This is a genomic window from Ligilactobacillus animalis KCTC 3501 = DSM 20602 (assembly GCF_001434535.1).
Taxonomy (GTDB): domain Bacteria; phylum Bacillota; class Bacilli; order Lactobacillales; family Lactobacillaceae; genus Ligilactobacillus; species Ligilactobacillus animalis.
On sequence record NZ_AYYW01000057.1, the window covers coordinates 106,925 to 131,210 of the forward strand.

Here is a 24,286-nt window from a genome sequence, read left to right on the forward strand (position 1 = left end):
TCAAGATGGAATTATCAAAAAGAGTACAAAATGTTTCACCCTCAGCAACTTTAGCCTTGTCAGCTAAGGCAAAGCAATTAAAGGCAGACGGCTATGATGTCAAAAATTTGACTGCTGGCGAGCCTAACTTCAATACGCCAGAGCATATTAAAGAAGCAGCGATCCAAGCGATCAGAGCAGGAAAATCAGATTTTTATACTGCTGCTTTGGGTATCGTGGAATTGCGCAAGGCGATCGCTAAGGCAACTAATGCTGAATATCACACTGATTATACATTTGAAAATGTTGCTGTTACAGTAGGGGGGAAATTCTCTTTATATGCAGTTGCCCAAACGATCCTTGATCCGGGCGATGAAGTCTTGATCCCTTTGCCATATTGGGTCAGCTATAGCGAACAAGTCAAATTGGCTGAAGGAAAACCAGTCTTTGTATTGCCTGAGACTGGAAAATTAAAGGTAACGGTAGCCGATCTTGAAGCTAAACGAACAGAAAAGACGCTGGCCGTGATTATCAACTCGCCGCAAAACCCTTCTGGTGTCATTTACACTAGAGCTGAGCTAGAAGCGATCGGAAATTGGGCCGTAAAAAATAATATCTGGCTAATTGCTGATGACATGTATAATAAGTTAGTTTATAATGGAAACAGCTTTGTTTCTTTAGTTGAACTTTCAGAAGCAATCAAGCAGCAAACGATATTGATCAACGGTTTTTCTAAGACATACTCGATGACCGGATGGCGTGTTGGTTATACCTTGGCGAATAAAGAATTGATCGCTAAATTAGGGACTGTAGTCGGACATGCGACTGGCAATCTTTCGGCAGTCAGCCAATATGCAGCTTTAGCAGCTTTACAACAAGACCAATCTTGCGTTGAGAAGATGCGTCAAGAGTATGAAACGCGGTTAAATGAGATCTATCCTTTAGTGGAGAAGATCCCCGGTTTTGAGTTGACAGCTAAGCCAGAAGGGGCCTTTTATCTATTCCCTAACATTCAAAAGGCTTTAAAAGCAACTGGTTTTAGTGACGCGCCAAGTTTTGCCGATGCTTTATTGAGCGAGACCTTTGTTGCGGTAGTTCCAGGGGAAGCCTTTGGCATGCCGGGCCATATTCGCCTGAGTTATGCAACTTCACTGGAAGATCTGCGTGAGGCGATCGTGCGGATAGAGAAATTTGTTGAAAAATATAGTAAATAAAATAGGAGGAAAAATTTAGTGGAAACTATCAGTATTATTAACGCTAAAGACTATGTCGACCAAAAAGTAAGAATCGGAGTTTGGTTGACTAATAAGCGCTCCAGCGGTAAAATCGCCTTTTTACAGCTGCGCGACGGAACAGCTTATTTTCAAGGAGTCGTAGTTAAGAATAATGTTTCTGAAGATGTATTCAAGCTTGCCAAAGAAGTAAGACAAGAAGCAAGTATGTACGTCACAGGTACGATCCATGAAGATACACGCTCACACTTTGGCTATGAGATCGAAATTGAAGATATTGAACTGGTAGGTCAAAGTGAAGACTATCCGATCACTCCTAAAGAACATGGGACAGATTTCTTGATGGATCATCGTCATCTTTGGTTGCGCTCGAAGCGTCAATTTGCGATCATGAAGATCAGAAACGAAATGATCCGTGCAACTTATGAATTCTTCAACAAGGAAGGTTTCATCAAGTTAGATTCACCGATCTTGACCGGTAGTGCTCCTGAAGGCACAACAGAATTGTTCCATACTGAATATTTTGAAAAAGATGCTTATCTTTCACAATCAGGTCAGCTTTATGCTGAAGCTGGAGCAATGGCTTATGGTAAAGTCTTTACTTTCGGGCCAACATTTAGAGCGGAAAAATCCAAGACACGTCGTCATTTGATCGAATTTTGGATGATCGAACCAGAAATGGCATTTATGCATCAAGAAGAGAGCTTAGAGATCCAAGAACGCTATATTGCTTACTTGGTTGAAAAAGTACTTGAAAATTGTGACTACGAACTTGATATTTTGGGTCGAGATAAGGAAGTCCTCAAGCGCTATACGCAATTACCTTACCCACGCATTTCCTATGATGATGCGATCAAATTATTGCAAGAATCAGGTAAATTCCCAGATGTAAAATGGGGCGAAGATTTCGGTTCGCCAGAAGAAACTTATTTGGCAGAACACTTCAACAAGCCTGTGTTTGTGTTGAACTACCCTAAAGCGATCAAACCATTCTACATGAAGCCACATCCAACTAGAGAAGATCTCGTTGTGTGTGCTGACTTATTAGCGCCAGAAGGTTATGGTGAGATCATCGGCGGTTCTGAACGTGCAACAGATACTGAATATCTAGCAAAACAAATTGAAGATGCAGGTTTAAATAAAGCTGATTATGAATGGTACTTAGATCTACGTCGCTACGGTAGTGTACCACACTCTGGCTTTGGACTTGGTTTGGAACGTGCGGTAACTTGGATCACAGGTGAAGACCATATCCGGGAAGCTATTCCATTCCCACGTTTATTAAACCGGATCTACCCATAATAGTTGGTGAGCTGCGGGACATGACAGAGCGTTGTGTCCTGTTTTTTTACTTAAAAAGGAAGATCGAGATGGATAAAATACTACAAAAATATTTAGCTGCTGGGCAAATGACAGTATCCAATCTATTGTTAAATAATTATCGTCAGTTAGGACTAGATGAAGCTGAGTTTATCTTGATGTTGCAGATCATGAGTCGAACGCAGCAGGGAAAAGCGATCGATCTAACTGAACTTTCACAAAGCATGCAGCTTGATACGAGTAAGCTGGGAAATTTATTGCGTAATTTGATCGAAAAAAAATTTCTTAGATTAACAACAGCCACAGATGCGGCGGGACGTAAGTATGACAAATATGATTTTACGCTGCTTTACGAGAAATTATTTGCTTTAGAACAAAATGAAGTAACGGCTGAACTGACACAAACTGAAACGACCAGTAAGCAAGAAGTTTATAAAAATATCGAGGTCGAATTTGGGCGTCTCTTGACTCCGATGGAACTGCAAACGATCGATAGTTGGCTCAATACAGAGAATTATGCACCTGAATTGATCGTTTTGGCTTTACGTGAGGCCGTTTTAAATCAGGTCTACAGCTTGAAGTATATTGATAAGATCTTATTGAGCTGGGAAAAGCAAAATATCAAAACTAGTGCTGATGTGCAACGGTTACGCCAAAAGCGGCGGCAAGAATTGGCGCAAAAAGAACATCCTACAGTGCCTAAGCAAAATAAAGCTAAGCCAAGTATTCCAATGTATGATTGGTCAGGAGGGATCGATGATGCTCAATAGTGAAGAAACGACACGTGCGATCGAAGTTATGGGGGAAATGTTTCCCAATGCCACAACATCGTTGACTAAGACAGATCCGTATCACTTTATGCTTTCGGTGATATTGAGTGCCCAAACTACTGACAAAGCAGTTAATTTAGTTACACCGGCTTTATTTGAACGTTATAAAACTCCGGTGGACTTAGCTAATGCGAGTCAAGCAGAAGTTGAGAGTTATATCAAAACGATCGGTCTATATCGCAACAAGGCGCGCTTTTTGATCAAATGCTCACAGGAACTAGTTGAACGCTTTAATGGGGTCGTCCCTAAGACTAGAAAAGAACTGATGAGCTTAAGTGGGGTCGGCCGCAAAACAGCAGATGTAGTTTTAGCCGAATGTTTTGGGATCCCAGCATTTGCGGTCGATACGCATGTCAGCCGCGTTGCTAAACGGTTAGGGATGGTCCCAGCTGATAGTGATGTTTTAACGATCGAAAAGATCCTAATGCAAAAAGTCCCACAAGATCTATGGATCAAAGGGCATCATCGGATGATATTTTGGGGTCGCTACCAATGTATGGCCCGAAATCCGAAGTGTAGTTCTTGTCCCCTATTAGATATTTGTCCAGAAGGCCGCTCAAGAGTGTAAAAACCGAACATAATTAGTGATAAAGATATGGTTTTAATAAAAAAACAAACAACATAATGAATTTTTATAAAAAATATGGTAAATTATTAACTGGCATAAAAATTCTATGGAGATGGTGAATTTGAAAAAGTTAAAAGTATATCGTTTGTCACTTGGGTGGCAGATCATCTTAGGCCTTTTGATCGGGATCGGTTTAGGAGTCATATTTACAGATGATAAAGGATTTATCAAATTTGCAAATGGACTCGGATCGACTTTTATCAATATGATCTCGATGATCGTTTTACCGATCGTCTTTTCGAGTTTAGTTGTTGGGATCGCTAATATGGGCGATATCAAAAAGTTAGGGCGGATCGGACTAAAAACTTTGATCTATTTTGAAGTATTATCAACGATCGCCTTTATCGTTGGGATGTTAGTTTCTAATCTTTCAAAGATCGGCTATATGCTCGATCTAAGTAAATTATCGCAAGTTGATATCTCGACATATGTGAAGACCGCTAAACAAGCTTCACATAGTGGATTAGGGTCGATCTTGATGTCGATCGTACCATCTAATTTCTTTGATGCCTTAGCGACGGGGCAAATGTTACCTGTGATCTTCTTTTCCTGTTTATTTGGCTTAGGGATCGCAGCAATTGGTGAAAAAGGCAAGATCTTATTACAATTTTTCCAAGCTGTAGCAGAAGTGATGTTTAAGATCACTGGTTGGATCATGCATTTTGCTCCATTTGGGGTCGCTGGTCTGATCGGGGCTACCGTAGCTCAATTGGGTCTTGAATCCTTGAAACCATTGGGATTATTTATCGTAATGTCCTATGTAACGATGATCTTCTTTATTTTAGTAGTTTTAGGGATCACTTCACGGATCTTTGGTTTTAGGATCATGGACCAATTGCGAGTTGTCAAAGATGAGCTGGTCTTAGCATTTACAACGGCTAGTTCAGAAGTAACATTACCGCGCTTGATGGAAAAAACGCAAAAATTGGGTGTTGACCAAGCGATCAGTTCGTTTGTTATTCCGACCGGTTATACCTTTAACTTGGACGGATCGGCGATCTATCAATCATTAGCAGCTATCTTTTTAGCCCAAGCTTATCACATTGATCTTTCATTGAGTCAACAATTGACGTTATTATTAGTTTTAATGATCACTTCTAAAGGGATGGCAGGCGTTCCTGGGGCATCATTTGTTGTCTTACTAGCAACAGTCTCAACGATCGGGGTTCCAGTTTCTGGGTTGGCTTTGATCGCCGGGATCGACCGTTTAGTTGATATGGGTCGGACAGTTGTCAATGTTGCGGGGAATGTTACTGCAACATTGATCATTGGTAAATCCGAAAATGAATTTGATCAAGCAAAACATGATGAATATGTAGCATCTTTTAAACAAAAATAAGCCTAAAAAATCGGTATCTGCGAAATAGATACCGATTTTTTAGTGTGCATTTTTGTGTAAAAAAACACTTCCCACATTTCTGTAGGAAGTGTTGTACGGATCATTTCTTAAGTTGACGACCCGCTTTTTATTGTGGTGGATTCCCACCGTCTGTTGTTCGAGGCTCAGTAGATGAGCTAGGTTCAGCGGGTGGGGTAGAATTTGCTGAACTTGAATTATCGTCGGCCGGTTGAGAAGATTGACTTGACGATTGACTCTCAGAGCTACTTGAGCTTGAAGAAGATTCTGATGAACTTTCTGAGCTAGATGAACTTTCCGAACTGGAAGAAGATTCAGACGATGAACTCGAAGTTTCTGAAGAACTTGAGCGACTGGAACTTGAACTGTCAGAAAGTTCTGAGCTTGGAGCAGCAGAACCAGCTAAATAAAGTTCACGAACACCATTGATATAGCGAACATAGACGTTGCTTGGTTTGCGCCAATCGGTGTTAGTCTTACCTTGTGACATGTAGGTCATGATGCTCTTATAGAAAAGCGATGCTAAAGCAACTGAATTGTTATCCAAGTAATTACCGGCTTCGTATTGGTGGTCATAGCCGACCCAAACGGAGACAGAGTAGTGTTTAGTATAACCGTTGAACCAAGAATCCATTACAGCATTATCAGGGAATTTAGCCGAGATATCAGATGGATAGGCGTTGGTCCCAGTCTTACCGGCTTGATATAGACCGCTGATATTAGCTCGTGTACCCGTTTCTTCAGGTGAAGTAATAACGCCCTTGAGCATATCAGTGATCATATAAGCAGTTGATGACTGCATGACTTGTTTACCAGAGCTTGAAAATTCTTTACGTTCGCCATCACCAGTCACGATCTCTTTGATATATTGTGGTTGGTAATACGTCCCACCATTAGCAAAGGCTGCATAGGCAGCAGCATTTTGTAAGGTCGAAGAAGGTAACCCGATACCGTTTTGATATTCTAAGGTCTTATCGTAATCAAAGCCCATTTGTGAAATAAAGTTTTGAGCTTTCGTGATCCCCACTGCGGCTAAAGCCCGGATCGCAGGGACGTTACGTGATTCGATCAAAGCTTGGCGCATCGTCATCAAACCTTTATATTGGTGGTCAAAATCGTATAGCTGGATATTTGTTCCAGGATAAACATAACGGTTATCTTTGATCGGATGATACGTAGCCCAATCGAGATATTCGATCGCAGGTGCGTAATCCATCAAAGGTTTAGCCGTAGAACCATTCGTCCGATCAGTTTGAACTGCCCGGTTGAGTCCAAAGGTGACATCGCCAGTCTTACGTCCCCCGAGCATTGCGACCACGTTACCATTATCAGGGTCGATCACGGTCGAAGCGACTTGGATATTGTCATCTGGGAAGTTCAAATATTCATCGCTATTTGCGATCTCATAGAGACGCTTTTGGATCGTCATGTCTAAATTAGTATAGATCTGTAAGCTGTCTTTATAAGGATCGTAGCCTTTTTTCTTAGCTTCTTCGATAACTTGTTTGACATATGGATCAGCGATCTTTTCAGTTGAGGTCACAGTCTTTGAAGTGCTTTTCTCTACTAGACCAGTGGTGATACTTTCTTGTTTAGCTTCGTTAGCTTGAGCTTGGGTGATCTTTTTGTTAGCGACCATCGCATTTAAAACATCATCCCGCCGCTTTTTAGCAAATTCTGGATTGGTATAAGGATTATAAGAGGATGGGGCATTGGGGATCCCGGCGATCAAAGCTGTTTGAGCTAAGTCTAATTTATCCAATGTTTTACCAAAATAGTATTTAGCCGCGGTCTGCATCCCGTAACAGCCATCACCCATGAAGACCTTATTGACATAGAAAGTCAAGATCTGATCTTTGCTGTATTGGCGGTCCATATTGATCGCTAGCCAAGCTTCTTGGGCTTTACGCTTGATCGTTTGGTCGGAGCGTTTAGTTGAGAAGTAGGAGAGCTTGATCAATTGTTGATCTAATGTACTCCCACCTTGTAGATCAGCTGACCCCGATACGTTAGACATTGCAGCTGAGACGATCCGCCATGGGTCGACCCCATGATGTTTATAGAAACGACGGTCTTCGATCGAGATGACCGCATCTTTTAATTGTTGTGGGATGTCTTTTTCTGCAACATAAGTCCGATTTTCAGTCCCTAAAGACATGATCTTTTTGCCATTTGAATCATAAATGACCGTTGAACCAGCACTTTCTAGCTGTTGCTCGCTTAATTTAGGAGCACTGCTTGCGTAGACAAAAAAGATGGTGACCCCGACCACTAGAGCAGCTACTAAAGCGGCTGCTAGGGATAATAAGATCTTGAGCCACATTGGTTTTTTGCCAGCGCGTGAAGCTTTTTTCTTACCGCTACGCTTTAAACGGCCATTTTTTTTCGGACCATTTGTGCGCGAGTATTTAGGATTTTTATCCATAACGATACTGCTACTATACAAATGTGGAATCATAAAATATATGATCAGAAAGAATATAGCGTTCCTTTCTTAATTTTAGGTACTACAATTATAGTGATAAAGTGTAGTTTAGGCAAATTGCCTGACTGGATTATTGTAAGTATCAGTCACACATTTTTAACTTTCTAACTGATATAGTTAACCGTATTTATCCACTAGGGAAACATTGAACTACTTTTCAAGTAGTAGGTCAACGTATTTTAGATATGGGATGCGTGGTTGGAGTGCATAATCGATCTCAAAGCCATCGCGTTCGATCACTGCTTTAGGGATCGATTTGCGCCCAGTCGCTTGGGCATCCCAATAATCAAATAAAATATCGGCTGGCATTAAAAACACCTGGTCAGTTGTGACGAATTTAACGATCGTAAAGCAGATACCAGCCTGATCTTGACAAGCTTTCATGTGTTTTATCTGGTGAGCATGAAAGTTACTGAGCGGAAAAGAGGTCTTATTTTTAGTCTCTTTTGCTTCAAAATCAAGATAATGGCCACGATAGACACCGTTGTAATCAGTAGTAGAAGCCTGTTTGAAATAAGCTTTTTTGATCACTGCGGCACTACGTTTGGGATAATAAACATCAACGATCTGGATCGGTGTCGGCTTTTTGTGAATGACCGCGATCCCAGCTGAAAGATAGTATTTATTGCTTTCGTTTATTTCATCTTCTAACGACATTCCGCGCTTTCCATAAATAGTATTGTTGGCGCGGCTTTTTTTACTCGCACTATTTTTAGTAGTGAACAAGCCGCCGTTTGGATAGTGGATTACCATAGATAAATATCACGCTCCTATCCGGTTAATTATAACAAATTTAAACAGTTATTGGCAAAAAGTTGGGTAAAATTTAAAGCAAATAATTTGTGGTATTATAAGATAAAGAAAATATTTTGGCGAGGTGAAACACGTGCGTTTATGGGTAAGTGGCTATCGAAGTTATGAATTGGGGGTCTTTAAACTAGATGACCCTAAGATCGAAGTATTAAAGTATTGTTTACGTAAAATTTTTATGCAAAATGCTGATCTAGGGCTTGAATGGATCATTTCTGGGGGACAGTTGGGGATCGAACAGTGGGCATTAGAAGAAGCAGTTTCTTTTACACAAGAATATGTCGGGATCAAGACAGCACTGATGTATCCTTATACAGAATTTTCCAAAAATTGGCAGGAAGATAAACAGATACATCTAGCACAGTTAGAACAACAAGTTGATTTTTGTGCAAGTGTCAGTAAACGGCCATATAGTTCGCCAGTGCAGTTGAAAAATTATCAGCAATTTATGTTAGAACATACGGATAAAGCAGTCTTGATCTATGACCAAGAGCTTCCCGGGAAGCCAAAATTTGACTACGAAGCGATCAAACGTTATCAGCAAGCACATGCTTATGAGCTTGAAGTGATCGATATGTATCAGCTTCAAGATGAGGCAGAACAGTATTTGGAACAAAAGAATGACCGTTAAAAAATATACAAAAATTTATATTTACAAGTACCAAACGATTATGCTATAATAAGGAACGTTATGAGTTAAGTTCCTAATATGTAAATGAGGTGCAGTTTCGATGGAAAATGTAAATCTTACGCCTAAGGACATCGTAAATAAGAATTTTTCACGCGGTCTACGCGGTTATGACTCGAATGAAGTCGATGAATTTTTGGATCAAGTTATCCAAGATTATGAAGCATACGCTAAAGAAAATCAACGTCTTCAAATGGAAAATGATCGTTTAGTAAGCAAAGTCGATGAATTGACGAAGCAAGTTGCGGTCGGTTCTTCGGGTCAAACAGCTCGTCCAACGACGAATATGACTAATATGGATGTTTTAAAGCGGTTGTCTAACTTAGAGCGACATGTTTTTGGTGCTCAACTTAATGATGATGACGATCGTAGTAATCGTTTTTAAATAAGTAAATAATGTGTAGTCTTCTGGTAATCGCGGTCTATTTTATATAGGCTGAGGAAAGTCCAAGCTTGCACAGGCTGCGATGCCTGTAGTGATCGTGCTTGCTGAAAAAATAAGGCAAGGTACCATTTTGATGGTAACGGCAGATAAAAGGGCTAAAGTCATTTGACCATGTCCGAGTAGTCTTGAAAAGTGCCACAGTGACGAAGCAATAGTGGAAACATTATTGGTGGAACGCGGTAAACCCCACGAGCAGGTAACCCAAACTTTGGTAGGGGCGCTTCATGACGGAAATGAACTAATCATGGGGGCGAGTTATCTAACTCGGAGATAGATGATTACCACCGATTTTAGCTCCTGGGCTAAATGACGTACAGAACGTGGCTTATAGAGGACTACATATTCAGGAAATGACTAGGGCGGAAGGAAACTTTTGTCCTAGTTTTTTTAATGTAAAAATCAATTTATTAAATCTATGCTCAGACAGAAAGGAAGCATTATGAAGAAATACAACTTACTAGCAACTTGTGCTGCTGGGATCGAAGCGATCACAGGAAACGAATTAAAGCACCTCGGCTATCAAGTGGCCGTTGAAAACGGGCGCGTTCGCTATCAAGGAACGGTAGAAGATATCATCAATACCAATCTCTGGTTACGTACAGCTGACCGGGTCAAGATCATCATTGGTGAATTCAAAGCCACGACTTTTGATGAACTTTTTGAAAAGACAAAGGCATTGCCTTGGGATGAATATTTACCATTAGATGCGAATTTCCCAGTTGCTGGAAAATCACAAAAATCTAAATTGCACAACGTTCCCAGTGTACAAGCGATCGTAAAAAAAGCGATCGTTGAAAAGCTTTCATCGGTATATCATCGCCGGTCATTTTTACCGGAAACAGGGGCTAAATATCCTTTAGAAGTTGCATTGAATAAAGATAAGGTCTTATTGACGTTAGATACGACTGGAAGCAGTTTGTTCAAACGGGGTTATCGTGTTGGTAAAGGGGGCGCTCCTTTGAAAGAAAATATGGCAGCAGCGCTCGTTTTATTAGCGCATTGGTATCCAGAAAAGCCTTTTGTCGATCCGGTATGTGGTTCAGGGACTTTACCGATCGAAGCGGCCATGATCGGGCACAATATCGCACCAGGCTTCAATCGTGATTTTGTTTGTGAAACATGGGATTGGATGCCGGCTGGCTTGAGCGAAGAATTACGGGCTAAAGCCGAACAAGAAGCTAATTATGATATCGAACTTGATATCTGTGGCTACGATATTGATGGTAAGATGATCGAGATCGCTAAGCAAAATGCGATGGAAGCTGGATTATCCCATAGTATCAAGTTCAAACAATTGGCTGTCAAAGATTTTAAGACTGATAAAGAATACGGTGTGATCGTGGCTAATCCGCCCTACGGTGAACGTTTGAGCGATGAGGCTGGCGTGCATAAGCTCTATCAAGAAATGGGGGATCTTTACCGTCCATTAACGACTTGGAGCAAATATATCTTGACTAGTGACTTAGCTTTTGAACAATATTATGGGCAAAAAGCGACTAAGCGACGCAAGCTTTATAATGGTACTTTAAGAACTGATCTATTCCAATACTGGGGCCAAAAAAAGCCTCGCAATTAGGCTTTTAAAGCTTGTAAAGCGAGGTTATGCGCGCCGGTGTTTTGCTTGTCAGGGATCCACTGAGCGATAACAAGCGGGAATTTTTCTTGGAGTGCGAGTAGCTTTGTCAACTCAGGGGCAAATGACTTACTATAGCGTTTGTCTAAGCTATCGATCACGATCTTACTATCGGAGTAAAAGAAGACATTTTGCGCATTCGGAAAGTGTCGAAGCAAATATTCAAAACCTAAGATAGCAGCTTCAAATTCAGCTTGATGATTATTTGAGGCTGTTGTCTTTTGTTTGATTTGGTGTTGTTTTTGCTCAGCGATAACTAAGATCCCAGCCGCACTATGTGTTTTGTTTGTTGCGGCATCGGTGTATAATTTTACCATGGGCTGTGCTCTTTTCTTAATTAATTGTTAAATTACCACTTCAATAAACAAGTGGTCCTCTTCAAATTGTAAAATTAAAAGAAACTTAGTGCAACGGAAAGGTGTTTTTTCTGTGGAACAAAAATTTTATTGTCAACCTGATATTCCTAGTTCGATCACATGTTGGTCCTATACTTTTATGATCTTTTTATTGAGTTTGTTCTTATGGTTAGAGATCACAGTTTTTCAGATCTGGACCGCAATTGCTTTTGTGATCTTTGTGCTAGTCACTGCGATCCAATTGTGGCGACGCCAATTAGTTATTACAGACCGCGAAGTGAGATTCAAGTGCGTTTTATCTTTAAATGATAAGATCATTGCTCGTAACGATATCAAAGCAGTCGTGGCTACGAAATGCCAATTGAAGATCACTGATCAATATCGGACTTATTCAGTTTTGATGTTACCTAAAAGCAAAGAAAAGTGTCTAGAATTGTTAAAATAGTTCGCTTTTAGTTTGTTTAAATTATGTTTATTAGCTTTTTTATAAAAACTAATGACAAAACACGAAATATGTTTTATACTGGTCTTAAATTCATCAGGAATTAGCTATAAGATACAGGTAAAAAAGAAAGGAAAAGCTATATTTATCATTTTGATGATATAGTCGTAAGCGTAAACGTGAAAGATATTGAAATTGCACAACAAAGTGAGATGTTACCGATCGTTGAGGTCGCTAAAAAAGCGGGTCTAAGTGAACAAGAGATCGAACAATATGGTCAATATAAAGCAAAGATCAAATTACCATTAGCTGACCGTCCAAAGACTAAAGAAAAGTTGATCTTAGTGACGGCTGTCAATCCAACGCCGGCTGGTGAAGGAAAATCGACGGTGACTGTTGGTTTAGGCGATGCCTTGAGTTTAGCAGGCAAGAAAACAATGATCGCCTTGCGCGAACCATCTTTAGGACCTGTGATGGGGATGAAAGGTGGTGCAACTGGTGGGGGCTATTCTCAAGTAGTTCCAATGGAAGATATCAACTTGCATTTCACCGGTGACATGCATGCCTTGACGACGGCCAATAATACTTTAGCAGCCTTGATCGATAATCATATCTATCAAGGTAACAAGCTAGGTATCGACCAGCGCCGGGTCATCTGGAAACGCGTATTGGACATCAATGATCGCGCCTTGCGTCATGTGGTCATCGGCCTTGGTGGGGTCGTCCAAGGGATCCCGCGTGAAGACGGTTTTGATATCACGGTAGCTTCAGAAATGATGGCGATCTTATGTTTAGCCAAAGATATCGCTGATCTCAAGAAACGCTTAGGGCAGATCGTGATCGGTTATACTTTTACCAAGGAACCGGTGACGGTTGACGACTTAGGCGTAACGGGTGCGATCGCCTTGTTATTAAAGGATGCCTTGAAGCCAAATCTAGTTCAAACCTTAGCGCATACCCCAGCGATCATCCATGGTGGACCTTTTGCTAATATCGCACATGGCTGTAACAGTGTGTTGGCAACTAAGACAGCTTTGCAGTTAGCTGACTATACGATCACTGAAGCTGGTTTTGGAGCTGATCTTGGGGCTGAAAAATTCCTAGATATCAAAGTACCTCAGTTAGGCAAGGCGCCAAATACGATCGTGATCGTGGCTACAGTACGCGCTTTGAAGATGAACGGTGGCGTGGCCAAAGACCATCTCGATCATGAAGATCTAGTGGCTTTAGAAAAAGGCTTTGCTAATTTGAAGCGTCATATTCAAAGTATGAAACAATATGATATTCCTGTAGTTGTTGCGATCAATAAGTTTACAGCAGACACTTCAGCCGAATTAGACTTGTTAGTTGAGCTTTGCGCTAAAGAAGACACTACCGCCGTTGTTGTCGATGTGTGGGCTAAAGGTGGGGCTGGTGCCAAAGAATTAGCTCAAGCTGTGATCGCTAGCTGTGATCAAGTTACTGAACCTAAACGTTTGTATGCGGCTGACGATAGTGTTGAAGACAAGATCAAGCAGATCGTAACTAAGATCTATGGTGGTAAGGACGTTGAATTCAGCCCGAAAGCCTTACGCCAATTAAGCGAGTTCAAAACTCTTAGTTGGGATAAATTACCTATATGTATGGCTAAAACACAGTATTCACTTTCTGACGATCCTAAATTACTTGGGGCCCCAACTGATTTTACGATCCATGTGCGTGAATTTGTGCCTAAATTAGGGGCAGGCTTTATCGTAGCCTTGACCGGTAATGTTTTAACGATGCCTGGTCTGCCAAGAGTTCCGGCTGCGATGGGGATGGACCTAGCAGATGATGGTACGGTCACGGGCTTATACTAAAATAGTTTGCAATTTTCTGAAAAATGGAGGCTGATAGGTCAGATCAGCTTTAAAAGGCATCAGCAGTGGTGCTTTTTTGTTTGAATAATTGTCTAACAACGATTTTTACGTTAAGATTGAAATGAAAGATTTTTTAGTCATTAGTTTAGAAGGGTTATGGATCGGATGACGTTATATATTTGTTTGATGGTCGCGGTAGTTTTATCCGACCAGTTGTTGAAATTTTATATTCAGCAAAATGTTCCACTTAATGTTAGCTATGAAGTTATTCCAGGTGTCCTATCGATCGGGTATGTGCAAAATTTCGGAGCGGCTTGGAGCATGTGGTTAGGTCAAAGATGGTTACTAAGTATTATTTCACTGGTAGCTTTAGTGATCTTTGGCTATTATTTTAAGAAATTACACTATAACTGGGGCTATGGCCTCGGCTTTTCACTGTTGATCGGTGGAACGCTCGGAAATTTATTTGATCGTCTTTTCTCTGGATACGTGGTCGATATGTTTGAATTGGATTTTATCAATTTTCCAATCTTCAACATTGCTGATTGCGCCTTGACTTTAGGTGTGATCGTAATTTTGATCACGATGCTAAAAGATGATGAAGGGATAGTTTAAATCTATAAAGAAGGATGATAATGAATTGATAGAAGCAACGATCACTACACAGACAGGAAGGTTAGATAAAGTTTTAACGACCGTCTTTCCGCAGTATTCGCGGTCTCAGATCCAACAACTATTGGAGCAGGGCAATATTTTAGTCAATGAGACGCAACAAAAGGGTAAATATAAGGTCAAAGCGGGCGATAAGATCAGTTTGACTGAACCGGAGATCAAAGAGCTCGTAGTCGAACCCGAAAATATCGCTTTAGACATCGTTTATGAAGATGATGATGTGATCGTGGTCGATAAGCCACAAGGAATGGTCGTGCATCCGGCACCTGGGCATGAAGACCATACGTTAGTCAATGCTTTGCTATATCATTGCCCGCTTTCAACGATCAATGGAACTTACCGCCCAGGGATCGTGCACCGGATCGACAAAGATACTTCAGGGCTCTTGATGGTCGCTAAAAATGATCAAGCACATCGCAGTTTGGCTAAGCAATTAAAAGATAAGACTAATTTACGTGAATACATCGCTCTTGTTCATGGACGGATCAAAGAAGATTCGGGAACGATCAAAGCTCCGCTCGCACGTAGCCCTAAGGATCGTAAAAAACAAGCTGTTGTTTCTGGTGGTAGAGATGCCGTGACGCATTTTAAAGTCTTGAAACGCTATCAAGACTACACCTTGGTAAGTTGTCGCTTAGAGACTGGTCGGACCCACCAGATACGTGTGCATATGAAATATACCGGTCATCCGCTAGTTGGTGACCCGCTGTATGGTCCAAAGAAGACGTTAAAAGGCAAGGGGCAGTTTTTACATGCCGCTAAATTAGGCTTTGCCCATCCTAAAACGGGTGAATTTTTGACTTTTGAAGCTCCACTGCCAGAAATTTTCGAAAAACAACTAGCATATCTTGACAAAACAAACGAAATCAAGTAGATTATAAATAAATAAGTGAGTCCTTTAAGAATAGTCCAGAGAGGCTAGCAAGGTACGGTTCGATATGCCCACGCTATCAGTGGGTCTGTTTAGCGCTAGTCTTGAAGTGTATTCTTTGAGGCTAGCGTTTTTTTAATATCCTAGGGAGGTTTTTACTTTGGTAAAAGAAGTGAGCGATGCAATTACGATGAAACGAGCATTAACACGGATGACTTATGAGATCATTGAAAAGAATAAAGGGGTAGACGGGATCGTTTTAGTCGGGATCAAGACCCGCGGCATTTATTTAGCCAAACGGATCGCAGCGCGCTTGCAACAATTAGAGGATGTTACGATCCCGGTAGGCGAATTAGATATTTCCTTATATCGTGATGATGTCCATCATGATTCTGAAGCCAAGCATGAACCGATCGTAAAAAATAGTCAGATCGGCTTTGATATCAATGACAAGCATGTTATTTTAGTTGATGATGTGTTATTTACTGGAAGAACGATCCGCGCGGCTTTAGATGCTTTGATGGATCAAGGTCGACCAAAGACGATCAACTTAGCGATCTTGGTCGATCGGGGCCACCGCGAATTGCCGATCCGCGCCGATTTCGTTGGTAAAAATATTCCGACCTCATTAAATGAAGAAGTTTCCGTCTATGTCGAAGAGATCGATGGTAAAGACGGGATCGAATTGAAGACAATCAAATAAAACGACCATTTTAATTGACTCCAGAGAGGGCAAAAAAGGTTGCTAGGCTTAAGACATCATGGATTAAGTCTACCTTTTAGAGCCCGAAATGTAATGTTTCGGGCTTTTTTTCTTAGAAAAATAGAACGGAGATTATTTTATGTCAGAAAAAGAAGTTTTTAGAAATAAAGATGCACTATTAGATATCAACGATAAGCCGAGTTTTCCGCATTGGTTAGTCTTATCGATCCAGCATCTCTTTACGATGTTTGGAGCCACTGTGCTCGTACCGTTGCTGATCGGTCTGAATCCAAGTATCGCGCTCTTTTGTTCCGGTGTCGGGACGATCGTATACTTGCTGTGTACCAAAGCTAAGATCCCAGCTTATCTAGGCTCGAGTTTTGCTTTTATCATGACGATGCAAGCTTTGATGAAAAACTACGGCTACCCGGCTGTCGGTCAGGGGGCTATCGCAGCCGGATTGGTTTACGTGATCGTTTCTTTGATCGTTGGTAAATTTGGTTCAAGTTGGGTCGATAAATTATTACCACCGGTCGTTGTGGGGCCGATCATCATCGTTATCGGGCTCTCACTTGCTACGACGGCGGCTAATGATGCGATGTTGAACAATTCGAATTACGATCTGAAATTTTTCAGCGTTGCGATCTTTACCTTGCTATTGACGATCGGCTTTAACATCTTCTTACGTGGCTTTCCAAGCATGATCCCCGTTTTGCTTGGGATCATCGGCGGGTATATCTTTGCTGTTATGATGGGGATCGTAGATTTTACAGCTGTTGCTAAGGCCAAATGGTTCACGTTACCAGCATTCGATGTAATGTTTATCAATTATGACTTTAAATGGTATCCTGCAGCGATCTTGGGGATGGCACCGATCGCTTTTGTGACGATGACTGAACATATGGGACATATCATGGTCTTGAATAAATTGACTAAGCGCAATTTCTTCAAAGATCCAGGTTTGAATCGAACGTTACTGGGTGATGGTTTTTCAAGTATTATCGCTGGTTTTGCTGGTGGGCCGCCAACCACTTCTTATGGTGAAAATATTGGTGTTTTAGCCATGTCAAAGGTCCATTCGGTTTGGGTAATCGGAGGTGCAGCCTTCTTTGCGATCGTCTTTAGTTTTTGTGGTAAGATCTCAGCCTTGATCCAATCGATCCCAAGTCCAGTTATCGGTGGGATCTCATTTCTACTCTTTGGGATGATCGCCTCCAATGGTCTACAGATCTTAGTTGATAATAAAGTAAATTATGCATTGAAACGCAACTTAGTGATCACTTCAGTCATCTTAGTCGTGGGTGTCGGCGGAACATACCTTCAATTAGGGAATTTCCAATTGACAAGTATTGCTTTAGCAACGATCTTTGGGATCGGTTTGAACTTGATCTTACCAAAATATGCTTTTAGTGAACGATAAAAATAATCAGTGGAAAGTAAAATGTGGAACTGATATTTGCCAGCAATCTAAGAAAGGAAAACTATAGCACTTTCTAATAACCACATGATCTATAGCCAAAAAGAGCCATGCAACATTTTGTAACAGTCGATAATTTAGATGAAAAACAAGTTTTAGCGTTGATCAAGCGCGCGCAATATTTCAAACAAGGGGGGCGTCCAACGCGTGATCTAAGCGAGGTCTATTGTGTCAATATGTTCTTTGAAGATTCGACTCGGACGCATACGAGTTTTGAAATGGCTGAACGTAAATTGGGGTTGAATGTTTTGCAATTCGACCCTAAGCAAAGCTCAGTCAACAAGGGGGAGACATTATATGATACGTTGTTGACGATGGATGCTTTAGGTGTTGATCTAGCTGTGATCAGGCATTCTCAAAATGAATATTATGCGCCATTGATCGCGCTAGCTCCTGACCAAACGCTAGATATCGGGATCATCAATGGCGGGGATGGAAGTGGTCAGCACCCTTCACAATGTCTATTGGATATGTTGACGATCTACGAGCAATTCGGAAAATTTGCGGGCTTAAAGGTGGCGATCGTGGGTGATCTGACGAACTCTCGGGTCGCCAAAAGCAATATGGAGTTATTGCACAAATTGGGAGCGACCGTATATTTCTCAGGCCCAAGTTATTGGTATGATGAAGCCTTTGAAGAATACGGTACTTATCGCCCATTAGATGAATTAGTCGCCCAAGTTGATGTCTTGATGCTTTTGAGAGTGCAACACGAACGCCATGGTGCTACTGAAGAGCAAACTTTTTCAAAAGAGAGTTATCATCAAAAATACGGTTTAACGACTGACCGCTATGCTAAATTAAAAGCTGATGCGATCGTCATGCATCCCGGACCGATCAACCGTGATGTTGAGTTTGACAGTAGCTTAGTTGAGGCGGAAAAATCAAGCTTTAAGGCACAGATGCAAAATGGTGTGTTCATGCGGATGGCAATGTTAGAAAAAGTGATCGAGGGCCGCGAGCTAGGAGGAAAAACAAAATGAAGTTATTACTTAAAAATGGGACAGTTTATCAAGCTGGTAAACTATTAAAAAATGATCTGTTGATCGAAAATGGTGTGATCACAGCCTTAGGTACTGACCTAAAAGCCGATGTCGATCAAGTGATCGATGTGACCGATAAATTAGTTGCTCCTGGTTTAGTCGATGTTCATGTACACTACCGCGAACCAGGTTTTACTCACAAAGAAACGATCAAAACCGGGAGTTTAGCGGCAGCCCATGGTGGTTATACAACTGTCTGTGCGATGCCAAACCTAGATCCTGTCCCAGACACGCCAGCTAAAGTTACCGCTCAAGTTGCGTTGAATAAGGCTGATGGGGTCGTTAAGATCAAGCAATATGGTGCGATCACAGCGGGCTTAAAAAGTGATGAGCTACTCGATTATGCGGGGATGAAGGCAGCCGGTGCCTTTGCTTTTAGCAATGATGGTTGTGGAGTCCAAACAGCTGGCACGATGTATCAAGCCATGTTAGCAGCTAAAAAACTCAATGTCGCTTTGGTAGCTCATGTCGAAGATAATTCATTGTTGTTCGGTGGAGTGATGAATGCGGGCAAGAAGGCTAACAAATTAGGTCTACCAGGTATTTTGGGGATCAGTGAGTCTTCTCAGATCGCACGTGATCTCTTATTAGCCAAGGAAACTGGGGTCCATTACCATGTCTGCCATGTATCGACCAAAGAAAGTGTTGAATTGATTCGCATCGCTAAAAAGCATGGGATCAATGTGACCTGTGAGGTCTCGCCACATCATCTATTGTTGAGTGAAGATGATATCGTCAAAAATGATGGCTTTTATAAAATGAACCCACCGTTGCGGGCTAATACAGATCAACAGGCTTTGATCGCAGGCGTCTTGGATGGCACGATCGATATGATTGCGACTGATCATGCCCCTCACAGTATCGACGAAAAAACTGGCGATATGCGGACCGCTGCTTTTGGGATCACTGGGAGTGAGACAGCTTTTTCCTTACTGTATACCCAACTGGTAAAGCAACAGCAAGTTTTGACTTTGGAGCAGCTGTTAGATCTCATGTCTAAAAATCCGGCTGAAGCATTCAAGTTTGATGCCGGAAGTATTTTTGCCGGAGCGAAAGCAGATCTTGCTGTTATTGACCTGCAACATGAAACCACGATCACGGAAGCTGATTATTTCTCGATGGGGAAAAATACTCCATTTACGGGTGAAAGAGTTTTTGGACAAACTTACTTGACGATGGTCGATGGTAATGTAGTTTATCAAAAGGAGGATTAGCATGGAGCGCTATTTAGTTTTAGAAGATGGGACAGTATTTGCCGGAAAAGCTTTTGGTTTTGAAGGGCAAACGACCGGAGAAGTTGTTTTTACAACGGGGATGACAGGTTACCAAGAAGCTGTGACCGATCAATCATTTGCCAACCAGATCTTAGTTTTCACCAATCCGTTAATCGGAAATTACGGGGTCAACCTGGATGATTACGAATCGCTCATGCCAAATTGTTGTGGGGTCGTTTGTCGTGAGGTGGCGCGCGTTTCTGACAGTTGGCGCAAGCAAGGGACCTTTGATGATTTCTTAAAGCAAATGCAGATCCCAGGTATCTGTCATATCGATACCCGGGCATTGACTAAGAAATTACGTGAACATGGAACGATGAAGGGATGTTTAGTCGATTCAGTCCACGATATGGCTCATACACTGGATCAGTTGCGGGCAACTGTGCTAAATGATCGGGTCGTGGAACAAGTTTCAACGACTAAACCTTATCCAAATCCAGGTGAAAAGCGCAATGTTGTTCTAGTTGATTATGGACTCAAGCACAGTATCTTACGCGAACTTTCTAAACGTGATTGCAATACGATCGTTCTACCATCAAGTGCAACGGCTCAAGATATCTTGAATTTAAAACCCGATGGCGTCATGTTATCTAACGGACCTGGGGATCCTAAAGACGTCTTACATGCGGTCGAAATGGTCAAAGAAGTCCAAAAACATCTGCCGCTCTTTGGGATCTGTTTGGGTCACCAGATCTTTGCTTTAGCTAACGGAGCTGATACGTACAAGATGAAATTTGGACACCGCGGTTTCAATCACCCGGTTCGTGAGATCGCAACGGGAAGGATCAATTTTACTTCACAAAACCATGGTTACGCAGTCGATCCTGCAACCGTCGATAAAGATGAATTGATCATTACCCACCGTGAGATTAACGATGGCACGGTCGAAGGGTTACGCCATAAGCGCTATAAAGCTTTTAGCGTGCAATTCCATCCCGATGCTGCACCAGGACCACATGATGCAGTCGATCTTTTTGATGACTTTATGCATATGATCGATCAACGAAAGGAAGAAGAAAATGCCTAAACGAACAGATATTAAAAAAATCATGGTTCTGGGATCAGGACCGATCATCATCGGCCAAGCTGCTGAATTTGACTATTCCGGAACTCAAGCTTGTATGGCGTTACGGGAAGAAGGCTATGAAGTAGTTTTGGTCAATTCCAATCCAGCAACTATCATGACCGACACTGATATTGCTGATCGGGTCTATTTAGAGCCATTAACGGTCGAATCAGTTTCACGCATCATGCGCCAAGAATATCCCGATGCCTTATTGCCAACATTAGGTGGTCAGATCGGGTTGAACTTAGCGATTGCCTTGCATGAAAGTGGGATCTTGGATGAACTCGGGATCGAACTTTTAGGTACCAAATTATCTGCGATCGACCAAGCCGAGGACCGCGAAAAATTCAAAGAGTTGATGTTACAGTTAAACGAACCGATCCCAGCTTCAAAGACGGTCAATACAGTAGCCGAAGCCTTAGAATTTGCTGAAATGATCGGCTATCCTGTGATCGTGCGGCCTGCTTTTACGATGGGGGGTACCGGTGGGGGCTTGTGTGATACCCCTGCTGAGTTAGAAGAGATCGCGGCTAATGGTTTGGATCTTTCACCTGCGACCCAATGTTTGATCGAAAAATCGATCATGGGTTATAAAGAGATCGAATTTGAAGTGATGCGCGATTCAGCTAACAATGCAATGGTAGTTTGTTCGATGGAAAACTTTGATCCAGTTGGGATCCATACGGGTGATTCGATCGTGGTCGCCCCAACGCAAACGTTGACCGACCGTGAATACCAAATGTTGCGGGATTGTTCCTTAAAGTTGATCCGTGCGCTCAAGATCGAAGGGGGCTGTAATGTTCAGTTAGCACTTGATCCTAACAGTTTCAAGTATAACGTGATCGAAGTAAATCCACGGGTCTCACGTTCTTCGGCTTTAGCTTCTAAAGCAACTGGGTATCCGATCGCTAAAATGGCAGCTAAGATCGCAGTTGGTCTAACATTAGATGAGATCAAAAATCCTGTTACCCAAACGACTTATGCGGAATTTGAACCGGCTTTAGACTATGTAGTTGCTAAGATCCCACGCTGGCCCTTTGATAAATTCGCACAGGCAGATCGGACCTTAGGAACGCAAATGAAAGCAACTGGGGAAGTTATGGCGATCGGTCGTAACCTAGAAGAAGCGTTGCAAAAAGCCGTTCGCTCACTTGAGATCGATGAAAAAGATCTTTTATCACCACGAGTGGCTAAAGCTTCAGATGAAGAATTGGAGAAGAAATTAGTTCATGCCCAAGATGACCGCCTCTTTTATTTGGCTGAGGCCTTTCGTCGCGGTTATACATTACAAGAAGTTCATGAATTTACTAAGATCAACCTCTATTATTTAGATATTGTAAAACATATCATCGAACTTGAAGCTGAATTAAAGGAGCATCCTAATGAGCTAGCTTGCTTAAAAGAGGCTAAGTATTATGGCTTTAGTGACTATACGATCGCTAAGCTCTGGGATACGACTACAGAAAAGATCCGTGCTTTAAGAAAAGAAAATCAGATCCTGCCTGTCTATAAGATGGTCGACACTTGTGCAGCTGAATTTGAATCACACACGCCATACTTTTACAGTTCATACGATCTTGAAAATGAAAGTCACCCTTCAGCTAAAGAATCGATCCTAGTTATCGGTTCGGGCCCGATCCGGATCGGACAAGGGGTTGAATTTGATTACGCTACGGTCCATAGTGTTAAAGCGATCCAAAAGCTAGGCTATGAAGCAATCGTGATGAATTCTAATCCTGAAACGGTCTCTACCGATTTTTCAGTCTCTGATAAATTATATTTTGAACCGCTTGATCTAGAAGATGTCTTGAACGTGATCGACCTTGAACAGCCTAAAGGTGTGATCGTGCAGTTTGGGGGCCAAACGGCGATCAATTTAGCAGCTGGTTTAGAAGCAAATGGCGTCAATGTTTTAGGGACTGCAGTTGCTGATCTTGACCGCGCTGAAGATCGTGAGTTATTTGATCAAGTTATCAAACAACTTGGCTTAAAACAACCTGTGGGTAAGACGGCAATGTCAGAAGCAGAAGTCCTAGCGTGCGCCCATGAGATCGGTTATCCCGTTTTAGTTCGTCCAAGTTACGTGCTTGGCGGGCGGGCAATGGAGATCGTTAATAACGATGAAGAATTGACCCAATACTTAGCTGAAAATGCATATTTAGCCAAAGAACATCCGATCTTGGTCGATGCGTACCTTGAAGGCTATGAATGTGAAGTCGATGCGATCTGTGACGGTAAGGATGTCTTGATCCCAGGTATCATGGAGCATATCGAACAAGCCGGGGTCCACTCAGGTGATTCCATGGCGGTATATCCAGCGCAAAGCTTTGATCAAAGTGTCAAAGATCAAATTGAAGATGCAACTAAGAAATTAGCTGTTGCTTTGAAGTGTATCGGGATCATGAATATCCAATTCATCGTGCATAAAGGTGAAGTTTATGTTCTTGAAGTAAATCCACGGGCTAGTCGGACGGTACCATTCTTGAGTAAGATCACTGATATCAAGATGACTCAAGTGGCTACTCAAGTCATCTTAGGCAAGACTTTGAAAGAACTCGGTTATGATTCGGGGATCTATCCTGAATCTGAAATGATTCATGTCAAAGCCCCAGTCTTCTCCTTTAATAAACTGGCCGATGTTGATAGTTTGTTAGGACCAGAAATGAAATCAACGGGTGAAGTCATGGGTAGTGATCATAGCTTTGAAAAAGCACTTTACAAAGCCTTTATTGGAGCTAACATGAAGTTGCCAGCTAACGGGAGCGTCCTATTTACGGTCAAAGACAAAGATAAACAACAAGCCTTAGCTTTAGCGAAACGTTTTGCCAAGATCGGCTATCGGATCTTTGCGACTGCGGGCACAGCCGAATTTTTAAATGAAAATGGTTTGCATACCATGACTGTTGCCAAGATCGGACAAGCTAAACCAGGGATCTTAGATGTTTTACAAAATAATGAAGTTGATATCGTGATCAACACGATGGATCATGACCAAGAAAAAGTGTCTGATGGTTTCGTGATCAGACAAACTGCGATCGAGCACAATATTGCTTTGTTGACATCATTTGATACTGTGGATGCTTTACTGAAAGCTTTAGAAAATCGTTCATTCTCGACGACAGCATTATAAAGGGAGG

General features: G+C 41.8%; 21 protein-coding genes and 1 other RNA gene. 19 read left to right on the forward strand and 3 right to left on the reverse strand.

Translation table 11 applies throughout. The annotated features are described in order from the left end of the window. The first annotated feature begins 5 nt into the window (after positions 1–5). From FC30_RS08375 to FC30_RS08395, 5 genes are all read left to right on the forward strand, one after another. Positions 6–1,193, forward strand: coding sequence for a pyridoxal phosphate-dependent aminotransferase (locus FC30_RS08375; RefSeq protein WP_010689091.1), 1,188 nt, complete (start codon positions 6–8; stop codon positions 1,191–1,193). 18 nt (positions 1,194–1,211) lie between these two features. Then, on the forward strand, positions 1,212–2,513 hold the full coding sequence (gene asnS / locus FC30_RS08380) for an asparagine--tRNA ligase (RefSeq protein WP_010689090.1): 1,302 nt from the start codon (positions 1,212–1,214) through the stop codon (positions 2,511–2,513). A 68-nt stretch (positions 2,514–2,581) separates the two neighbouring features. After that, positions 2,582–3,301, forward strand: coding sequence for a DnaD domain-containing protein (locus tag FC30_RS08385; RefSeq protein WP_010689089.1), 720 nt, complete (start codon positions 2,582–2,584; stop codon positions 3,299–3,301). Further along, positions 3,291–3,929 (forward strand): endonuclease III, encoded by a 639-nt coding sequence (nth, locus tag FC30_RS08390; protein ID WP_010689088.1) that lies wholly within the window; start codon positions 3,291–3,293, stop codon positions 3,927–3,929. The genes FC30_RS08385 and nth overlap by 11 nt, the downstream gene beginning before the upstream one ends. Positions 3,930–4,050: 121 nt before the next feature. Continuing rightward, the gene (locus FC30_RS08395; protein ID WP_010689087.1) at positions 4,051–5,328 is read left to right on the forward strand and encodes a cation:dicarboxylate symporter family transporter; all 1,278 of its coding nucleotides are present in this window, start codon (positions 4,051–4,053) and stop codon (positions 5,326–5,328) included. A gap of 127 nt (positions 5,329–5,455) precedes the next feature. On the opposite strand, the gene FC30_RS08400 is transcribed toward FC30_RS08395, so the two are convergent. Further along, positions 5,456–7,771: a transglycosylase domain-containing protein gene (locus FC30_RS08400; RefSeq protein WP_010689086.1), complete on the reverse strand. Its 2,316-nt coding sequence runs from the start codon at positions 7,769–7,771 to the stop codon at positions 5,456–5,458. 210 nt (positions 7,772–7,981) lie between these two features. Then, positions 7,982–8,584 carry a Holliday junction resolvase RecU gene (gene recU / locus FC30_RS08405; protein ID WP_010689085.1) on the reverse strand — a complete coding sequence of 201 codons (603 nt, stop codon included), beginning with the start codon at positions 8,582–8,584 and terminating at the stop codon, positions 7,982–7,984. A gap of 133 nt (positions 8,585–8,717) precedes the next feature. Between recU and FC30_RS08410 the strand changes: the two genes are divergently transcribed. From FC30_RS08410 to FC30_RS08420, 4 genes are all read left to right on the forward strand, one after another. Next, a complete protein-coding gene (locus FC30_RS08410; RefSeq protein ID WP_010689084.1) occupies positions 8,718–9,272 on the forward strand; it encodes an SLOG family protein in 555 nt (184 codons plus the stop codon). Between the two features lie 100 nt (positions 9,273–9,372). Beyond that, entirely contained in the window at positions 9,373–9,714 is a 342-nt protein-coding gene (gpsB, locus tag FC30_RS08415) for a cell division regulator GpsB (RefSeq protein WP_004047746.1), read from the forward strand. A gap of 18 nt (positions 9,715–9,732) precedes the next feature. Then, positions 9,733–10,107, forward strand: an RNA gene (gene rnpB / locus FC30_RS09385) — RNase P RNA component class B. Positions 10,108–10,213: 106 nt separating this feature from the next. Then, positions 10,214–11,350, forward strand: a complete 1,137-nt coding sequence (locus tag FC30_RS08420; RefSeq protein WP_010689083.1) for a THUMP domain-containing class I SAM-dependent RNA methyltransferase — start codon at positions 10,214–10,216, stop codon at positions 11,348–11,350. Here the strand turns inward: FC30_RS08420 and FC30_RS08425 are convergent. Beyond that, complete coding sequence (locus FC30_RS08425; RefSeq protein WP_010689082.1) at positions 11,347–11,724, reverse strand: ribonuclease HI family protein; 378 nt, start codon at positions 11,722–11,724, stop codon at positions 11,347–11,349. The two genes, FC30_RS08420 and FC30_RS08425, sit on opposite strands and share 4 nt — an antisense overlap. Before the next feature lie 112 nt (positions 11,725–11,836). Between FC30_RS08425 and FC30_RS08430 the strand changes: the two genes are divergently transcribed. From FC30_RS08430 to carB, 10 genes are all read left to right on the forward strand, one after another. Then, positions 11,837–12,208 (forward strand): EbsA family protein, encoded by a 372-nt coding sequence (locus FC30_RS08430; RefSeq protein ID WP_010689081.1) that lies wholly within the window; start codon positions 11,837–11,839, stop codon positions 12,206–12,208. A 176-nt stretch (positions 12,209–12,384) separates the two neighbouring features. Continuing rightward, complete coding sequence (locus tag FC30_RS08435) at positions 12,385–14,043, forward strand: formate--tetrahydrofolate ligase (RefSeq protein WP_010689080.1); 1,659 nt, start codon at positions 12,385–12,387, stop codon at positions 14,041–14,043. A 165-nt stretch (positions 14,044–14,208) separates the two neighbouring features. Continuing rightward, complete coding sequence (gene lspA, locus FC30_RS08440; RefSeq protein ID WP_029507320.1) at positions 14,209–14,658, forward strand: signal peptidase II; 450 nt, start codon at positions 14,209–14,211, stop codon at positions 14,656–14,658. Between the two features lie 25 nt (positions 14,659–14,683). Further along, positions 14,684–15,589, forward strand: coding sequence for an RluA family pseudouridine synthase (locus tag FC30_RS08445; RefSeq protein ID WP_010689078.1), 906 nt, complete (start codon positions 14,684–14,686; stop codon positions 15,587–15,589). A gap of 157 nt (positions 15,590–15,746) precedes the next feature. Then, entirely contained in the window at positions 15,747–16,289 is a 543-nt protein-coding gene (gene pyrR, locus FC30_RS08450) for a bifunctional pyr operon transcriptional regulator/uracil phosphoribosyltransferase PyrR (RefSeq protein ID WP_010689077.1), read from the forward strand. A 139-nt stretch (positions 16,290–16,428) separates the two neighbouring features. After that, positions 16,429–17,709 carry a solute carrier family 23 protein gene (locus FC30_RS08455; RefSeq protein ID WP_010689076.1) on the forward strand — a complete coding sequence of 427 codons (1,281 nt, stop codon included), beginning with the start codon at positions 16,429–16,431 and terminating at the stop codon, positions 17,707–17,709. A 107-nt stretch (positions 17,710–17,816) separates the two neighbouring features. Beyond that, the gene (locus FC30_RS08460; protein ID WP_010689075.1) at positions 17,817–18,749 is read left to right on the forward strand and encodes an aspartate carbamoyltransferase catalytic subunit; all 933 of its coding nucleotides are present in this window, start codon (positions 17,817–17,819) and stop codon (positions 18,747–18,749) included. Beyond that, on the forward strand, positions 18,746–20,023 hold the full coding sequence (locus FC30_RS08465; RefSeq protein ID WP_010689074.1) for a dihydroorotase: 1,278 nt from the start codon (positions 18,746–18,748) through the stop codon (positions 20,021–20,023). Before FC30_RS08460 ends, FC30_RS08465 begins: the two co-directional genes overlap by 4 nt. Position 20,024: 1 nt before the next feature. Further along, positions 20,025–21,110 carry a carbamoyl phosphate synthase small subunit gene (locus FC30_RS08470; protein WP_010689073.1) on the forward strand — a complete coding sequence of 362 codons (1,086 nt, stop codon included), beginning with the start codon at positions 20,025–20,027 and terminating at the stop codon, positions 21,108–21,110. Beyond that, positions 21,103–24,279 (forward strand): carbamoyl-phosphate synthase large subunit, encoded by a 3,177-nt coding sequence (gene carB / locus FC30_RS08475; protein ID WP_010689072.1) that lies wholly within the window; start codon positions 21,103–21,105, stop codon positions 24,277–24,279. The genes FC30_RS08470 and carB overlap by 8 nt, the downstream gene beginning before the upstream one ends. Positions 24,280–24,286 lie beyond the last annotated feature (7 nt).